Annotated in this window: 15 protein-coding genes and 5 tRNA genes; 2 read left to right on the top strand and 18 right to left on the bottom strand. The window is 62.8% G+C overall.

Annotation, left to right across the window (positions count from 1 at the left end; genetic code table 11):
• Positions 1-75: 75 nt before the first annotated feature.
• Genes BTM36_RS15470 through BTM36_RS15460 form a run of 3 tightly spaced genes read right to left on the bottom strand, consistent with a single transcriptional unit; the run spans position 76 to position 2,038 of the window.
• Positions 76-1,038 (bottom strand): GGDEF domain-containing protein, encoded by a 963-nt coding sequence (locus BTM36_RS15470; RefSeq protein ID WP_077236997.1) that lies wholly within the window; start codon positions 1,036-1,038, stop codon positions 76-78.
• Positions 1,035-1,658 carry a chemotaxis protein CheC gene (locus BTM36_RS15465; protein ID WP_077236996.1) on the bottom strand — a complete coding sequence of 208 codons (624 nt, stop codon included), beginning with the start codon at positions 1,656-1,658 and terminating at the stop codon, positions 1,035-1,037. The genes BTM36_RS15470 and BTM36_RS15465 overlap by 4 nt, the downstream gene beginning before the upstream one ends.
• Complete coding sequence (locus BTM36_RS15460) at positions 1,655-2,038, bottom strand: response regulator transcription factor (protein ID WP_077236995.1); 384 nt, start codon at positions 2,036-2,038, stop codon at positions 1,655-1,657. The genes BTM36_RS15465 and BTM36_RS15460 overlap by 4 nt, the downstream gene beginning before the upstream one ends.
• Positions 2,039-2,358: 320 nt before the next feature.
• On the opposite strand from BTM36_RS15460, the gene BTM36_RS15455 reads away from it, so the two are divergent.
• Together BTM36_RS15455 and BTM36_RS15450 are read left to right on the top strand one after the other, a co-directional pair.
• Positions 2,359-3,786, top strand: coding sequence for a cache domain-containing protein (locus BTM36_RS15455; protein WP_077236994.1), 1,428 nt, complete (start codon positions 2,359-2,361; stop codon positions 3,784-3,786).
• The gene (locus BTM36_RS15450; RefSeq protein WP_077236993.1) at positions 3,779-4,432 is read left to right on the top strand and encodes a response regulator transcription factor; all 654 of its coding nucleotides are present in this window, start codon (positions 3,779-3,781) and stop codon (positions 4,430-4,432) included. The genes BTM36_RS15455 and BTM36_RS15450 overlap by 8 nt, the downstream gene beginning before the upstream one ends.
• A gap of 33 nt (positions 4,433-4,465) precedes the next feature.
• Here the strand turns inward: BTM36_RS15450 and BTM36_RS15445 are convergent, their stop codons facing one another.
• From BTM36_RS15445 to recO, 15 genes are all read right to left on the bottom strand, one after another.
• Positions 4,466-5,080, bottom strand: a complete 615-nt coding sequence (locus tag BTM36_RS15445; protein ID WP_077236992.1) for a histidine phosphatase family protein — start codon at positions 5,078-5,080, stop codon at positions 4,466-4,468.
• Between the two features lie 2 nt (positions 5,081-5,082).
• Entirely contained in the window at positions 5,083-5,922 is an 840-nt protein-coding gene (locus tag BTM36_RS15440; RefSeq protein WP_077236991.1) for an adenosylcobinamide-GDP ribazoletransferase, read from the bottom strand.
• Positions 5,915-6,958, bottom strand: coding sequence for a nicotinate-nucleotide--dimethylbenzimidazole phosphoribosyltransferase (gene cobT / locus BTM36_RS15435; protein ID WP_077236990.1), 1,044 nt, complete (start codon positions 6,956-6,958; stop codon positions 5,915-5,917). The genes BTM36_RS15440 and cobT overlap by 8 nt, the downstream gene beginning before the upstream one ends.
• Before the next feature lie 169 nt (positions 6,959-7,127).
• Positions 7,128-8,102, bottom strand: coding sequence for a chemotaxis protein (locus BTM36_RS15430; RefSeq protein ID WP_077236989.1), 975 nt, complete (start codon positions 8,100-8,102; stop codon positions 7,128-7,130).
• A 283-nt stretch (positions 8,103-8,385) separates the two neighbouring features.
• Positions 8,386-8,461, bottom strand: a tRNA-Gly gene (locus BTM36_RS15425).
• Positions 8,462-8,513: 52 nt separating this feature from the next.
• A tRNA-Gly gene (locus BTM36_RS15420) sits at positions 8,514-8,589 on the bottom strand.
• A gap of 52 nt (positions 8,590-8,641) precedes the next feature.
• Positions 8,642-8,717, bottom strand: a tRNA-Gly gene (locus tag BTM36_RS15415).
• An 11-nt stretch (positions 8,718-8,728) separates the two neighbouring features.
• Positions 8,729-8,802: transfer RNA gene (locus BTM36_RS15410), tRNA-Cys, on the bottom strand.
• Positions 8,803-8,954: 152 nt separating this feature from the next.
• Positions 8,955-9,030 (bottom strand) — tRNA-Gly (locus BTM36_RS15405).
• A gap of 70 nt (positions 9,031-9,100) precedes the next feature.
• The gene (pgsA, locus tag BTM36_RS15400) at positions 9,101-9,700 is read right to left on the bottom strand and encodes a CDP-diacylglycerol--glycerol-3-phosphate 3-phosphatidyltransferase (RefSeq protein WP_006463484.1); all 600 of its coding nucleotides are present in this window, start codon (positions 9,698-9,700) and stop codon (positions 9,101-9,103) included.
• A gap of 122 nt (positions 9,701-9,822) precedes the next feature.
• Positions 9,823-11,688, bottom strand: a complete 1,866-nt coding sequence (gene uvrC / locus BTM36_RS15395; RefSeq protein ID WP_077236988.1) for an excinuclease ABC subunit UvrC — start codon at positions 11,686-11,688, stop codon at positions 9,823-9,825.
• Between the two features lie 15 nt (positions 11,689-11,703).
• A complete protein-coding gene (nagZ, locus tag BTM36_RS15390; protein ID WP_077236987.1) occupies positions 11,704-12,732 on the bottom strand; it encodes a beta-N-acetylhexosaminidase in 1,029 nt (342 codons plus the stop codon).
• On the bottom strand, positions 12,729-13,121 hold the full coding sequence (gene acpS, locus BTM36_RS15385; protein ID WP_077236986.1) for a holo-ACP synthase: 393 nt from the start codon (positions 13,119-13,121) through the stop codon (positions 12,729-12,731). Before acpS ends, nagZ begins: the two co-directional genes overlap by 4 nt.
• Positions 13,122-13,131: 10 nt before the next feature.
• On the bottom strand, positions 13,132-13,911 hold the full coding sequence (pdxJ, locus tag BTM36_RS15380; protein WP_077236985.1) for a pyridoxine 5'-phosphate synthase: 780 nt from the start codon (positions 13,909-13,911) through the stop codon (positions 13,132-13,134).
• A 142-nt stretch (positions 13,912-14,053) separates the two neighbouring features.
• Positions 14,054-14,914: a DNA repair protein RecO gene (gene recO, locus BTM36_RS15375; RefSeq protein WP_006463493.1), complete on the bottom strand. Its 861-nt coding sequence runs from the start codon at positions 14,912-14,914 to the stop codon at positions 14,054-14,056.
• Positions 14,915-14,978: the final 64 nt, after the last annotated feature.

Here is a 14,978-nt window from a genome sequence, read left to right as displayed (position 1 = left end):
CAGCTTCTGACATGCTTGCTGAGCAAGGGTTTCCAATAAATTGCCCTTGTTTTACACAAAGGTGAAGAAATTGGCCTAGGTGATGGAGACCACCTTGTTGCGGCCACCGAGTTTGGCGCGGTAGAGCGCGGCATCGGCCGCTTCCAGCAGCTGACGACCATCGGTATCGTCCTGCAGTTCACGGGTGCAGACACCGACGCTGATGGTCAGGCGCCGTTCGACCAGTGACTTGTCATGAGGCTCGGCCAGTTGATAGACCGCCTGGCGCAATGCCTCCCCAAGCTCGGCAGCCTGCAGCGGCTGCAGATTGCGGACCAGGAGGATGAATTCCTCGCCACCATAGCGCGCCAGCACGTCATCCGGGCGCTGCAGGTGCGCGCGCAGGGTCTCCGCCACGCGCTTGAGCACGCGATCGCCGCCACCGTGACCATAGAGGTCGTTGTACTGCTTGAAATAATCGACGTCGATCATGAAGAGGGAGAGCATTCCACCCTCTTCCTGCACCCGCTGCAAGGCACGGGCGTAGTTCTCGTCAAAGTAGCGGCGATTGGGGATGCCGGTCAGGCCGTCGGTACCGACCTGGCGCTTGAGCACTTCCGAATGGGACAGCAGCATCTTCTCGCGCTTGACCGAATTGCTGGCGTCGGTGACCTGCATCAGGCACAGCCGCTGGCCATCCGGATTATCGATGGGCGTGAGCACCACCGACTGCGCCATCCTCTGGGCGCCCTCCCCCTGCCCGCCCGGATGGTGCGGGTAGAGCGGCAAGGGCGAACGGTGCAAGGCGCTGGAGAGCAGCGATGGCAGGCCGTAGCTAAGGGTGTTGTCCAGCGCGCGCAGCAGGGCCGGCGTGACCTGTCCCGCAAACAGCGCAGCAAAGTCGGCATTGATGGCAGCGCTGGCAGGCACACGGCTGTGGCGCGCCATCCAGGCGTTCCAGAGCAGGATGTTCAAATCCCTGTCCAGCATGACCAGGCCGCAATTGAGCTGGTCGTAGACGTCCTCCAAGCGGAAGCGCCCGGCAACGAAACTGCTCATGTCAACTCGATCTTCCTCAGATAGGCCTGGACATGCTCGACCAGTGCGTGCAAGGAGGTGGAACTGAGCAGGAAGATGAGATGACCGTCGGTCTGGTGTTTCTCGATAACCAGGTCTATGTGCAGGACCAGCACATAGCGCTCGTCGGACTGCACCTCCGACAGGCGCGAGGAAATCTCCTCCGGGGAGGACACCACGTACTGCGGCAGGGAGCTGTTGAGCGTGATCTCCAGCATGTCCGCCATGGCCGACAGACAGGCATTGAGGATGATGTTGCCCAGTTCGCACATGGCTTCGCGCTCGAACTCGGCCAACTGGTCCAGGCTCATCTGCGACCCCATCATGTCACGCACGATGGACAGCGCCCGGTCTTCGGTGAAGAGCAGGACCGCCTCGGCATCGAAGGGGCCATAGAAATTCTGGCTCACCGTGGCAAAGCGGCCCTGGATACGCGGTAGCAGTTGCTCGTTGATGGCGTCGGTGCGCAAGACCTCCACCGAAGGCACGGTCAGGCGCACTTCATCGCCGACGATTTCCGACAGGCTCTGCGCCGCGCGACCGGCACCGACGTTGAAGATCTCGGTCAGGGCATCGCGTTCGATTTCCGACAGGATGCTCACACCGGTCCCCGGAAATGCAGCAAGGCCTGGGCAATCGACTTTTCCGTGACCGGCTTGGCGACGAACACGGCGCCCAGTTGCTGGGCCCGCGTCTGCGCGGCCTCCTGGATATTGGCCGAGAAGATCGCCACGCGCACGCTCGGTTGCTGCTGCAGGATCTGCTCGGCGGCGTCGGTGCCGAGCATGCCAGGCATGTTGATGTCCATCGTGCAGTAATGCGGCACATTCTGCTGCACCACGCGAATCGCCTCTTCCCCGCTGGCCGCTTCCACCACCTGCCAATCCGGGTGCACCGCCAGCACATGGGCCTTGATCACCATGCGCGATACCTTGCTGTCGTCGACGATGAGGAGGGTCTTGCCTGTTGCGTCATTAACCATCTTGAATCACTTTGACTATCAGAAAGCTGAATACAAGCTGAAAACAAACAGCTGAACGAAAATGCAGAAAAACTGGATAAATGCTGACACCTACTGACAAGTTGTCAGACATTTAAGAATGATAAATCAAAATCAAGCCGGGCCGTATGGGGGAATCCCTGATAAAACCTGCATCTATCAAAGATGCAACATGAATATTACTCCGGTGGGACCGCTTTCTCACGCCACTGCAGCCGACATCTTGACCTGCGGCAATATCGTGATGCCGGAGCAATGCAGATTTTCGGCGGCGTCGGCAGCCCTTGGGTAGAATCGCGGGCATGAAGCTGCGCCAGAAGATCATTTTCCTTGCCATTGTTCCCCTGGGACTGGCCTTTGCCGCCATTGCGCTGGTGGTGCGCTACCAGGCGGTGGAGCTGGCCCGCCAGCAGCGCGCCACCATCGAAGCGGCCTATCTGGCCAGCAAGAACACCGAATTGCGGCATTACGTGGACCTGGCCCGACACGCGCTGGCCCATCTCTACGACACCGGGCGCAGCGACGACGCCATCAAGGAAGAGGCGCGTCGCATCCTGGCCGACATGGAGTTCGGCGACGATGGCTATTTCTTTGTCTATGACGACCATGGCCGCAACATCGTCCACCCGCGCCAGCCGGAGCTGGTGGGACTGGACATGTGGGACTGGCGCGATGAGTCCGGCAGCCCCACCATCCAGCACCTGATCACGCTGGCCCATCAGGGCGGCGGCTTCGAACATTACCTGTGGCGCAAGCCGTCCAGCAAGGCGGTGGCGCCCAAGCTGGGCTATGTGATCGGCCTGCCCCGCTGGGGCTGGGTGATCGGCACCGGCATCTATCTCGACGACGTGGAAAAGGCGCTGGCCAAGGTGGATCACCAGAACTCCGGCTATCTGAGCCGGACCATGCTGCTGATCGCCGCCATTGCACTTTCCAGCGCGCTGGTGGTGGGCCTGGCCGGCGTCCTGCTGAACCTGAGCGAACACCGCGTGGCCGACGCCAAGCTGCGCCAGCTGGCGCAGCGCGTGGTGCGCTCGCAGGAAGAAGAACGCGCCCGCCTCTCACGCGATCTGCATGACGGCATCAGCCAATGGCTGGTATCGATCAAGCTGCAGATCGAGGCAGCCTTGGAACGCCTGCGCGGCACCCCCGAGCAGGCCGCCCAGGCGCGGCTGGGCTTCGAGAAGACCGCGACCCAGATCAATGGGGTGCTGGCCGAAGTACGGCGTATCTCACACGACCTGCGCCCGGCCATCCTGGATGACCTCGGCCTGGCGGCGGCACTGGAACATCTCTGCGGTGAATGGCGCGATGCTGTCGGCGACGGTCGCGGCAATGATGCCGGTGGCGAGCGCACGGAAAGCCGCATCACCTTCGTCAGCGAAGGCAACATCGGCGATGGCGCGCCCTTGTCCGACGTGGTCAATACGGTGCTCTTCCGGGTGGCCCAGGAGGCGCTGACCAACATCGCCCGCCATGCGCACGCCAGCCAGATCAGGATGCGCCTCTACGGCGGCCACAACCTGATCATGCTGCAAGTCCAGGACAATGGCTGCGGCTTCGACCTGGGCCAGGTGGATGATCACTCGCGCCACGGCATCGGTCTGCGCAACATGCGCGAGCGCATGGAATCGGTGGGCGGCGAACTGGCGATCGATTCGTCGGCCGCCGGCACCAGCATCAGCGCCATCATTCCCCGTTCTTCCCTGTTCCTCTCCTCCCATGGCTGAATTCATTCCCATCGCACCGGCACTGACCCGCATCATGCTCATCGACGACCATCCGCTGGTGCGGGACGGCTTGCGGGCACGCCTGGAAATGGTACCCGGCCTGCTGGTGGTGGCCGAAGCCGGCAACGCCGAGGAAGCGCTGGCCGCCGCCAGCGCGCAGCAGATCGACCTGACGCTGATGGACATCAACATGCGCGGCATCAACGGGATCGAGCTGACCGGCCGCTTCCACGCCCTGCATCCGGAGATCGCGGTGCTCATCCTGAGCATGCATGACAAGGCTGAATACGTGATGCAATCGATCCAGGCCGGTGCCCGTGGCTATGTGCTCAAGGATGCGCCCAGCCAGGATATCGTGCAGGCCATCGAGACCGTGCGTTCGGGCGGCATCTACTACAGCGCGGCACTGGCACGCCAGCTGACCCAACCGCTGCCGCCGCGCGACCTGCTCACGCAGCGCGAACGGGAGGTGCTGCAGCACATCGCCAACGGCGAATCGAACAAGCAGATTGCCCGCGAGCTGGACCTGAGCGTGCGCACGGTGGAAACGCATCGACTCAACATCAAGCGCAAGCTCAACATCGATGGGCAGGCCGAGCTGATCAAGTTCGCGGTGGAGTCACGCAACAGCACCGGCACGTCCTGACGGGTGCAGGCCGATTGGCCGGCATGATGCACGTCACGCCGCTGGTGTGGACATGGCGGGCAAGCTCAGGCGGATCACTTCCCCAAACCCGATCTGGCGTCGCTGCGCCATGGCGCGCAGGGCAATATCTTCGTATGCCTGCTGCTGCGGGGCCAGCATGTCACCCTGCTCTGCGCGCCACTGGGCGCAGGCGTGCAGCATGCGGATCGATCCCGCATGGCAGACCACGATGGCAGCCGGTATAGTGCGTGCGCGCAGGCGCTCAAGGGCCTGCCAGATGCGCCGGGCCATCGCCGGCAGTGTCTCGCCGCCACCGGGTGCATGGTGCAGCAGATCCTGGTTCCAGGCCTCGACCTCGGCCCAGGGGATATCGTCCCAGCGGCGCAATTCCCAACTGCCGAAATCCATTTCCTGCAGATCACGTTCCAGCACCGCGCCTGCCTGCTCCAGCCGCACCGCCAGCTGTTGCGCCAGCCCGGCGCAGCGACGCAGAGGACTGCTGAACACCGGCACATCGCGCGGCAGTTGCGTGAGCAGTTGTTCCAGGCACTGCTGCTGCACCTCGGGTGCGACCGCGATATCGCTGCGGCCATAGCAGGTGTGCTGGTCCAATACCGGCTGCGGATGGCGGATCAGGTAGAGCTGCATGGTCAGGCAGTCCACCAGCCAGGCAGCGTGGCCAGTGCGCCCAGATAGAACGCGGTCTCGCTCATTTGCTGGACCGCCCCCAGGCAATCGCCGGTGTAGCCCCCCAGCCGCTGCTGGAAGCGTCGCGCCAGCCAAACGGCAGCGAGCGCGGCGAGCAGCACGCCCACCACGATACGTTGCCACGACATGAGGCCGAGCGCCCACACGCCGATCACCGGTAGCGCCGCGCACAGCGAAGCGAGCAGGAATTCACCGCCACGCATGTGCTGGGCCAGCGGCTTGGCTTTGCCTTGCTCGCGCACGTAGTCCATACGCCAGATCAGGCAGGTGGCCAGCCAGCGCGACACCGGATGGGCCATGCCCAGTACGGCCAGCACCTGCAGGGGCAGGAATGCGTTGAGCGCAGCCACCTTGAGGGCCAGTAGCAGGACAATCCCGATCACGCCATAGCTGCCCAGACGCGAATCGCGCATGATCTCCAGCGCACGCTCGCGCCCCACTGCACCACCCAGGCCATCGCAGACGTCGGCAAAACCATCCTCGTGAAACGCCCCGGTGAGCCAGATACCCACCGCCGTCGACAACAGCACCGCCAGCAGATGTGGCCAGACCTGCACTGCCAGCATATACACCAGGGCGCAGACCCAGGCCACGATCCAGCCCACCAGGGGAAAATAGCGCGTGCAACGCTGCAGCCATTCCGGCCGGAAGCCAACCCAGCGCGGAATCGGCAGGCGCGTGAAGAACTGCAGGGCGATGAAGAATAGCCGCAGCTGATACAGCAGGCCCGTGCCGGATGTGGAGTCCCTGGAGTCCCCGGGGTCCTGGCGCGGATCAGCCATGTTTGACGCTGACGCTGGCCGAGGAGAAGGTCGCCATCTGTTCCAGGAAATTGACGGCCGCCCGCAGCAGGGGCAAGGCCAGCGCAGCGCCGGTGCCCTCGCCCAGGCGCAGATCCAGCTGCATCAGCGGTCGGGCCTGCAGATACTGCAGCATGCGAGCGTGGCCGGCCTCGTCGGAGCAGTGGGAAAACACGCAGTAGTCCAGCACCGCCGGCTGCAAGGCCGCCGCCACCAGCAGCGCCGACGTGACGATGAAACCGTCGATCAGCAGGACCAGGCGCCGCTTGGCGGCGCCCAGCATGGCGCCGACCATGAAGGCAATCTCCAGGCCACCCAGCGCCGCCAGTTGTTCCAGCGGCGCCAGCGGCGTACTCGCCTGCGCGTGCAGGCGCAGCGCACGCGTGATGGCATCGGCCTTGCGCGCCATGCCCTGCTGGTCCAGCCCGGTGCCGGCGCCGATACAATCCTCCACGGCCATGCTGGTCAGCGCGGCCATCAAGGCGGCCGCCGCAGTCGTGTTGCCGATCCCCATCTCGCCAAAACCGAGCACGTCCGCATCCACCGACGCGGCCCACTGCAGCCCCGCCTGGATGGCGGCCTCGCATTGCACTGCCGTCATCGCCGGGCCATGACAGAAGTTGGCGGTGCCGTGGGCAATCTTGCGGTCCAGCAGGCCGGTACGAACACCGAAATCATGATTGACGCCGACGTCGACGATGGTCAGCGCGCATTCGTTCTGTCGCGCAAAGACATTGATCGCGGCGCCGCCGGCCAGGAAATTCTCGACCATCTGCCAGGTCACGCTTTGGGGATAGGCGGAGACGCCCTCTGCCGTCACCCCGTGGTCACCGGCACAGACGACGATGGCCGGCCGCCGCAGGGTGGGCCGATCGGTCGCCTGGATCAGTCCGATCTGGCGCGCCAGGCGCTCCAGCGCGCCGAGGCTGCCCTGTGGCTTGGTCTTGTCGTTGATGCGTGCGTCCAGGCGCGCGGCCAGCGCGGCATCGTGGGTGGAAACGAGGGTGGGAATCTGCATGGCGTCGTGCTGGGCGCCGCATGGCGCGGCAGGATCAAGGGAGCGACAGTATAAGAGATCGCCGCGACCGAAGGCGACGACGAAGCGCGGTGCGGACGCAAAAAAGGCAGGGCGCCCTGCGACTCCCTGCCCTTGGCGGCTGTTGGCCGGCCCGTGGTGATGGCAGCGATCAGGCCTTCACGGCCGCCTTGTCCAGCACGCCGTAGATGGTCGAGGCCAGCTCGTTGGCTTCGAACTTGGCGACATAGGCGTCGCCCCCCACACTGCGCACGTGATCCTCGTTGGCCGAACCGGACAATGAGGAGTGGATGATGACGGGAATGCTCTTGAGGAAATCTTCACGCTTGATATTGCGGGTCAGCGTGAAGCCATCCATTTCGGGCATTTCCAGATCGGTCAGGACGAAGGAAATCTTGTCGGAGATCGGCTTGCCCTCGGCGCGTGCTTCCTTGGCCAGTTTCTGGATCTTCTCCCAGGCTTCCTTGCCGGTGACGTGCATCTCGAAGGGAATCTCCATGGCCCGCAAGCCCTGCTCGATGAGCGAGCGTGCCACCTTGGAATCGTCCGCGGCAATGGCCACGGTCCCCGGGCGGATGCCATGACCGGTGCTCTTCTCCAGGCTTTCCATCTTCAGGTGACGGTCGCTGGGCATGATCTCGTGCAGGATCTGCTCGACGTCCAGCACCTGGGCCAGGCGGCTGGTGTCCTTGTCGTTGTCCAGGCGCGCGATGCTGGTGACGAAGGCGCCACCGCTGCTGGATTCGGCCGACAGCACCTGGCTCCATTCCAGGCGCACGATCTCGTCCACCGACTCCACCGCAAAGGCCTGGGTGCTGCGGGCATATTCGGTGACCAGCAGGATGTTCAGGCCGGTCTTGGGCACACAGCCGACCACGGCCGGCAAATCGATGACCGAAATGATCTGCCCCCGGATGTTGACCATGCCCAGCATCGGCGATTGCGTTCCGGCCGCCTTGGTGACGGGCGGCATGGGCACGATTTCACGGATCTTGAAGACATTGATGCCGAACAGCTCAGAGCGCTCGCCGTAAGGATCCGCCCCCAGACGGAATAGCAGCAGCTCGAATTTGTTAGATGCGGTGAGATTGGTTCTCTCATCGATCTCTTTCTGGAAACTATCCATATCTTCCCCCCGATTCGAATGGATGTGACAGGTAAGGACCTGCTCCAGCAATGTAGTTGGGAAAGTTGGCCGTGGCAATCAGGCAATCACTGATATACGATTTTTTTGATTTTCTGCAATTTGAATCAGGCTGAAATACGACGTCACGAGAGACATCCTGGCAGAAGGATGGGCAACGCCCAGGGAGCAAGGCCGCTGCACCGGCAGGGAAGAAAAACCGTGGGCTGCTGGAAATGCGAGCCGGAAAGCAAAAAAGGAAGCCCGAAGGCTTCCTTTTTCAACTTGGAGCGGGAGAAGAGTCTCGAACTCTCGACCTATACCTTGGCAAGGTATCGCTCTACCAACTGAGCTACTCCCGCATGGGAACTTACATCTACTGCAACAGGAAACCGAAGCCGCCTGCCTTGAAACTGGAGCGGGAGAAGAGTCTCGAACTCTCGACCTATACCTTGGCAAGGTATCGCTCTACCAACTGAGCTACTCCCGCATGGGAACCTGCATCTACTGCAACAGGAAGCCGAAGCTGCCTGCCTTGAATCTGGAGCGGGAGAAGAGTCTCGAACTCTCGACCTATACCTTGGCAAGGTATCGCTCTACCAACTGAGCTACTCCCGCATGGAGCGTTTTGGAGGCGGGGGTCGGGATCGAACCGGCGTAGACGGCTTTGCAGGCCGCTGCATAACCACTTTGCTACCCCGCCTTGGGGACACGCATACTACCTAAAACGCGTGTTGTTTGCAAACATCTTTTTTGACTTTTTCGACAACTTTTCAAAGCCAAACTTTCAATGCATGCTCACCTATCACAATAAAAAAAGGAAGCTTTGTTAGGCTTCCTTTTTTCCAAGTAACCTGGAGCGGGAGAAGAGTCTCGAACTCTCGACCTATACCTTGGCAAGGTATCGCTCTACCAACTGAGCTACTCCCGCATCGAAAACAGAACGCTATTATAAGTCACCGTTGGCGTTTGTCAACTATTGAACTTGGTTTTTTAATTATTTATTTAATTATCTTCTTGCGGTTTTCAGCGTCGGCTTCCTTGATCATCGGCATGGCGCGACGCAGGTAATACAGCATTGACCATACCGTCAGCACCGCCGCCACCAGCAGCAGCAGGCTGCCCCACAGACGGGTATCGATGATGGAGAACAGCGTGTCGTAGTACAGCAGCATGGGGATGGCAATCATCTGGGCGGTGGTCTTGATCTTGCCCAGCGAACTGACGGCCACCGACTTGGACGCGCCGATCTGGGCCATCCACTCGCGCAGGGCCGAGATGGCGATCTCGCGACCGATGATGACGAAGGCGATTACCGGGTGTACGCGATCCAGGTGCACCAGCACCAGCAGTGCACCGGTGACCATGAGCTTGTCGGCCACCGGGTCGAGGAAGGCACCGAAGGCCGAGGTCTGGTTCCAGCGCCGGGCCAGGAAGCCGTCGAACCAGTCGGTCGCGGCGGCGACGATGAAGACAGCGGTAGCGGCGATACCTTGCTCATAGCGGTTCAGGCCGATCTCGGGCAGATAGTAGACACCGACGACCAGGGGAATGAGCGCCACCCGCAACCAGGTCAGCAGAATCGGAATATTGAAAGGCATACGTCTTGGAGGGTGGGTGCGGCGTACACAAAAAAAATTTACCGAATAGTAGCAGAGTCGTCCCCTGCTGCGCCCGCCTTTCATTCGGCCGGCGCCGCACGGCGCATCGCGCGCGTGACGGATCAGTGCAATTGCCGGTAGATTTCCTCGGCCAGCTGGCGCGAGATACCTTCCACCGAAGCCAGGTCATCCACGCTGGCATCGACCACGCCGCGCAGGCCACCAAAGCGCACCAGCAGGCGCTGGCGACGCTTGGCACCGATGCCTTCGATCTCTTCCAGGCGCGAGGTCTGGCGTGCCTTGGCGCGCTTGGCCCGCATGCCGGTGATGGCGAAGCGGTGCGCTTCGTCGCGGATCTGGGCGATCAACATCAGTGCGGCCGACTCCTTGCCCAGTTCCTTGGGCGCGCGTCCATCTGCGAAGACCAGGGTTTCCAGGCCGACCTTGCGCCCTTCCCCCTTGGCTACGCCGACGATGAGGCTGATGTCCAGGCCCAGTTCGGTAAGGACCTGGCGTGCCATTTCCACCTGCCCCTTGCCGCCGTCGATCAGGACGATGTCGGGCATGACACCTTCGCCGTTGGCGACCTTTTCATAACGGCGCGTGAGCACCTGGCGCATGGCGGCGTAATCATCACCCGGGGTGATGTCGTTGATGTTGTAGCGGCGGTATTCGCCGTTCTGCATGGCATGGTGATGGAACACCACACAGGATGCCTGCGTGGCCTCGCCCTGGGTGTGGCTGATGTCGAAGCATTCGGCGCGCAGCTCGTCGAGGTCGTCGCGTTCCAGCTCCAGCACCTCGGCCAGGGCACGCGTGCGGGCCTGCTGCGAACCCTGTTCGGAGAGCAACCGGGCCAGCGCGATGCCGGCACCCTTGGTCGCCATGTCCAGCCACTGCCGGCGCTGACCCTGGGGCTGGAAGGTCAGCGTGATGCGGTGGCCGCATTGCTCCATCAGCGCCACCATCAGGGCCGGATCGTCGAATTCGGTCCCCACGATCAGCGAGCCGGGGACGAACTTGTCGATGTAATGCTGGGCCAGGAAGGCCTTGAGCACTTCGACCTCGATGCTGTCCTCGGCGGTATCCATCGCATCGTCGACGTGCGTGGGGAAATAGGCACGGTCGCCGAGATGACGTCCGCCGCGCACCATCGCCAGGTTGACGCAGGCGCGACCGCCCTGCACCACCACCGCAATGATGTCGATGTCGGCGTCGCTGACGGTTTCCATGCTCTGCTGATGCAACACACTGGAGAGCGAGCCGATCTGGTCGCGCACGGCAGCGGCCTGCTCGAACTTGAGGTCGGCGGCGAAGGCATGCATCTTCTGCTCCAGCGCTTCCATCACTTCGCTTTGGCGACCACGCAGGAATTTCGAGGCGTTCTCGACGTCGATGGCGTAGTCCTCACGACTCACCAGTTTCACGCAGGGGCCGCTGCAGCGATGGATCTGGTGCAGCAGGCAGGGACGCGTGCGATTGGTGAAGACCGTGTCTTCGCAGGTGCGCAGCAGGAAGACCTTCTGCAGGATCTGGATCGATTCCTTGACCGCGCCGGCATTGGGAAACGGCCCGAAATACTGGCTGCGCTTGTCCACCGCACCACGGTAATAGGCCATGCGCGGAAAGGCGTGGCCGGTGATCTTCAGATAGGGGTAGGACTTGTCGTCGCGAAAGAGGATGTTGAAACGCGGCCGCAGGGTCTTGATCAGGTTGTTTTCCAGCAGCAGCGCTTCGGCTTCGCTACGGGTCACCGTGGTTTCCAGGCGGGCGATGCGCTCGACCATCATGGCGATGCGCGGGCTGGTCAGGGTCTTCTGAAAATAGCTGGAAACCCGCTTCTTGAGGTCGCGTGCCTTGCCCACGTAGAGCACATTGTCTTCGGCATCGAAGTAGCGATAGACGCCCGGCAGGTGCGGCAGGCGGGCGACTGTTTCAAGCACGATCTCGCGTGGATCGGGCAACGCAGAGGCAGGAATATCGGACATGGATATGACAGCAGCTTACAGCGATTGCAGCAATGTGCGCGCAGCCAGATAGCGCGCATCGGCTTGCAGCGCATCCCAGCCCGGGGCCTGGCCCAGCGGCAGCAGGCTGGCACGGCGTGTGGCGGAAGCGGTATCGGTGCCGCCCTTGAGACCGGCCAGGATGGCATCGGCCTTGTCGGGCGAATTGCAGATCAGCGCCACGTCGCAACCCGCATCCAGCGCAGCCTGCGCTGCCTCCAGCGGGCCACCGGCGACACTGGCGCCGTGCATGCTGAGGTCGTCGCTGAAGATCACACCCTGGAAGCCGAAACGCTCGCGCAGCAGCGACAGCCATACCTTGGAAAAACCGGCCGGCTGGGCATCCACCTTGGGATAGATGACGTGGGCCGGCATCACCGCCGCCAGGCTCATGCCGAGCCAGTCGTAGGGCGTCGCATCCTCGCCGAGAATGTCATCCAGTTCCCGCTCGTCGACCGGGATGGCCACATGCGAATCGGCCGTGACGAAACCGTGCCCGGGGAAATGCTTGCCGCAATTGGCCATGCCGGCCAGCGCCAGGCCGTGATTGAGGCTCTTGGCCAGCAAGGTCACCACCCGCGGATCGCGATGGAAGGAGCGGTCGCCGATCACGGTGGAGACGCCGTAGTCAAGGTCCAGCACCGGCGTGAAGGACAGGTCGATGCCACAGGCGCGCAACTCGGCGGCCAGCACGAAACCGGTGGCAGTCGCCAGCTTGGTAGCCTGCAGCACATCACGGTCCCACAGCTGACCCAGTTGACCCATGGCCGGCAGGCGGGTGAAACCATCGCTGCGAAAACGCTGCACACGCCCGCCTTCGTGGTCGACCGCGATCAGGATGCCGGGGCGTGCCTGGCGGATGGCGCTGGTCAGCGCGACCAACTGAGCACGGTCCTCGTAGTTGCGGGCAAACAGGATGACGCCGCCGGTGAGCGGGTGCTGCAGGCGGGCGATATCGGCGGCATCCAGCCGCGTGCCGACCACGTCCAGCATCACCGGACCCAGGGGCTTGACGGCTTGGTTCATGACTTCTCCACGATGACAAAGGCGACGGCGTATTCCACTTCGTCGGTGATGGTGACGTGGGCGCTGAGGCCCTGCTCTTGCATCCATTGTTGCAAGGCGCCGCTGCAGACCACCACCGGCTTGCCACTGGGGGCGTTCAGAACCTGCATGGCGCGCCAGGTCATGGGCATGCGCATGCCCATGCCGATGGCCTTGGAAAAGGCTTCCTTGGCCGCGAAACGGGTGGCCAGGAAACGGATGCCACGGGCCTCCACCTTGGCCTTGCGCCGCAGGTATTTTTCCATTTCCTGCGGCCCCAGGATCTTGCTGGCGAAGCGATCGCCGTGGCGCTTGAGCGCCGCTTCCAGGCGCGGGATCTTGAGGATGTCGGTACCGATGCCGTAGATCATGCGATGCGCCTCAAGCCTTGGCGCCGGACTTGGTCGCTTCCAGGCGCGCCTTGACCATGATGGCCTTCATTTCGGAGACGGCATTGCGCCAGCCCACGAAGACCGCATGCGCCACCACGGCATGGCCGATGTTGAGTTCGGCGATCTCGGGAATGGCGGCAATCGCCTGGACATTGGTGTAGTGCAGACCATGCCCGGCATTGACCTTCAGACCGAGCCTGATGCCGGCCTGGACGGCGATGCGGATGCGCTCCAGTTCTTCCTGCTGCTCCTGCTCGCTGGTGGCGTCGGCGTAGCGACCGGTGTGCAGTTCGATCACCGGCGCGCCGGATTCGGCGGCGGCCTGGATCTGTTGCACGTCAGGATCAATGAAGAGCGAGACGCGTACCCGTTCCTGCTGCAACTGGCGGATGGCGGACTGCACATCGGCAAAGTGGCCGGTCACGTCCAGCCCGCCTTCGGTGGTGACTTCGGTGCGCTTTTCCGGCACCAGGCAGACATCCTGCGGCTTGATGAGACAGGCGAAGTCGATCATTTCCTTCGTCACTGCCGCTTCCAGGTTCATGCGGGTCTGCAGCAGCGGACGGATGGCCTTCACATCGTCGTCGCGGATGTGGCGACGATCTTCACGCAGGTGCAGGGTGATGACGTCGGCACCGGCTTCCTCCGCTTCCAGGGCAGCGCGGATGGGATCGGGATAGCGGGTCCCGCGCGCATTGCGCAGGGTGGCGACGTGGTCGATGTTGATGCCCAGTTCGATGGTCGGGCCGGCGGGCTGCAGGAAACTCATGGCGTCAGGATGCTTCGTGTGAGTGATATTCGGATGTGCTGTATGCATCTGGCCGCGCATCGGGGATGATGCGGCCAGACGATGATTGTAGCGACTTGGGAGCGTGCGTGGGAGGAGCGACGGCGAGCGCGCCGCCGTCGGATCACAATTGCATGAGGTCGATCAGGATCTGGCGCGTATTCAACTGCGCCCCACCCAGATGGTGCGCCAGCAGATAGCGCATCAGGAATTTGCTCTGGAGCTGGGTGGTAGGGTCGCTGTAGTCCTCGCGCTCCATGTCCAGCAGGGTCTTGCCGCTGACCTTGGGCGCACGGTCGGAAATGCGCTCTGGACGCGTCCCCTGCTCCGGATCGACGACATAGATGCCATCGGCCTGGACCGTCTTGCCGCTGACCACGCAATGACTCCAGTTGCCGGCCACGCCGGTCTGCCTGAGCAGGACGCGTTCGAACTGGCGCAGCACGATCGGTGCATTCTCGCCATGGGCCAGCTTGTTCAGGGTGGCCACGTAGTGATCGAACAGCGCCGGGTGCGCGTCTTCGCGGGCCAGCAGCTTGACCAGCAATTCGTTGAGATAGAAACCGCACAGCAGCGCCGACTTCTCCAGCGGCAGCAGGCCACCGACCCATTCGGCATCGGTCAGGGTACGCACCTCGGACTTGCCGCTCCACGACAGCGAGAGCGGCTGGAAGGTCTGCAAGGCACCACGCAACTTGGAATGCGGGCGCTTGGCGCCCTTGGCCACCAGCGCCACGCGACCATGGTCACGCGAGAAGACGTCGATGATGAGACTGGTTTCCTTGTAGGGATAGCTGTGCAACACGAAGCCCGGCTGTGCCAGTACCTTGTGCTCCTTCTCCGGCACGGCGCGGCTGCGCGCACGGGGCGCGGCCGGCTTGCGCGCCGGGGCCTTGACAGGCGCCTGCGGCACGACCGCCGGCGCTGCGGCATTTGCCGGATCAGCCTGGCTGTCGAGCTGGGATTCGGTGAGCATGGTAGTCATGGATATCCGTCCTGAATGCGTGAAGCCACGTCGTTAGGGCGCGGCGTAATGCCATGATGATGCA

The organism is Herbaspirillum sp. VT-16-41 (genome assembly GCF_001994935.1).
In the GTDB taxonomy this organism is placed as follows: domain Bacteria; phylum Pseudomonadota; class Gammaproteobacteria; order Burkholderiales; family Burkholderiaceae_D; genus Herbaspirillum; species Herbaspirillum frisingense.
Note: the sequence above shows the minus strand (reverse complement) of the source record. Positions and strands in the feature narration are given on the sequence as shown.

What these genes read in the sequence shown, in the direction of transcription:
- uvrC (WP_077236988.1), bottom strand. Translation starts at nt 11,688, where the DNA reads ATGTCCGATATTCCTGCCTCTGCGTTGCCCGATCCACGCGAGATCGTG.
- BTM36_RS15455 (WP_077236994.1), top strand. Translation starts at nt 2,359, where the DNA reads ATGAAGCTGCGCCAGAAGATCATTTTCCTTGCCATTGTTCCCCTGGGA.
- pdxJ (WP_077236985.1), bottom strand. Translation starts at nt 13,911, where the DNA reads ATGAGTTTCCTGCAGCCCGCCGGCCCGACCATCGAACTGGGCATCAAC.
- BTM36_RS15460 (WP_077236995.1), bottom strand. Translation starts at nt 2,038, where the DNA reads ATGGTTAATGACGCAACAGGCAAGACCCTCCTCATCGTCGACGACAGC.
- BTM36_RS15445 (WP_077236992.1), bottom strand. Translation starts at nt 5,080, where the DNA reads ATGCAGCTCTACCTGATCCGCCATCCGCAGCCGGTATTGGACCAGCAC.
- recO (WP_006463493.1), bottom strand. Translation starts at nt 14,914, where the DNA reads ATGACTACCATGCTCACCGAATCCCAGCTCGACAGCCAGGCTGATCCG.
- BTM36_RS15450 (WP_077236993.1), top strand. Translation starts at nt 3,779, where the DNA reads ATGGCTGAATTCATTCCCATCGCACCGGCACTGACCCGCATCATGCTC.
- BTM36_RS15440 (WP_077236991.1), bottom strand. Translation starts at nt 5,922, where the DNA reads ATGGCTGATCCGCGCCAGGACCCCGGGGACTCCAGGGACTCCACATCC.
- acpS (WP_077236986.1), bottom strand. Translation starts at nt 13,121, where the DNA reads ATGATCTACGGCATCGGTACCGACATCCTCAAGATCCCGCGCCTGGAA.
- nagZ (WP_077236987.1), bottom strand. Translation starts at nt 12,732, where the DNA reads ATGAACCAAGCCGTCAAGCCCCTGGGTCCGGTGATGCTGGACGTGGTC.
- cobT (WP_077236990.1), bottom strand. Translation starts at nt 6,958, where the DNA reads ATGCAGATTCCCACCCTCGTTTCCACCCACGATGCCGCGCTGGCCGCG.
- pgsA (WP_006463484.1), bottom strand. Translation starts at nt 9,700, where the DNA reads ATGCCTTTCAATATTCCGATTCTGCTGACCTGGTTGCGGGTGGCGCTC.
- BTM36_RS15430 (WP_077236989.1), bottom strand. Translation starts at nt 8,102, where the DNA reads ATGGATAGTTTCCAGAAAGAGATCGATGAGAGAACCAATCTCACCGCA.
- BTM36_RS15470 (WP_077236997.1), bottom strand. Translation starts at nt 1,038, where the DNA reads ATGAGCAGTTTCGTTGCCGGGCGCTTCCGCTTGGAGGACGTCTACGAC.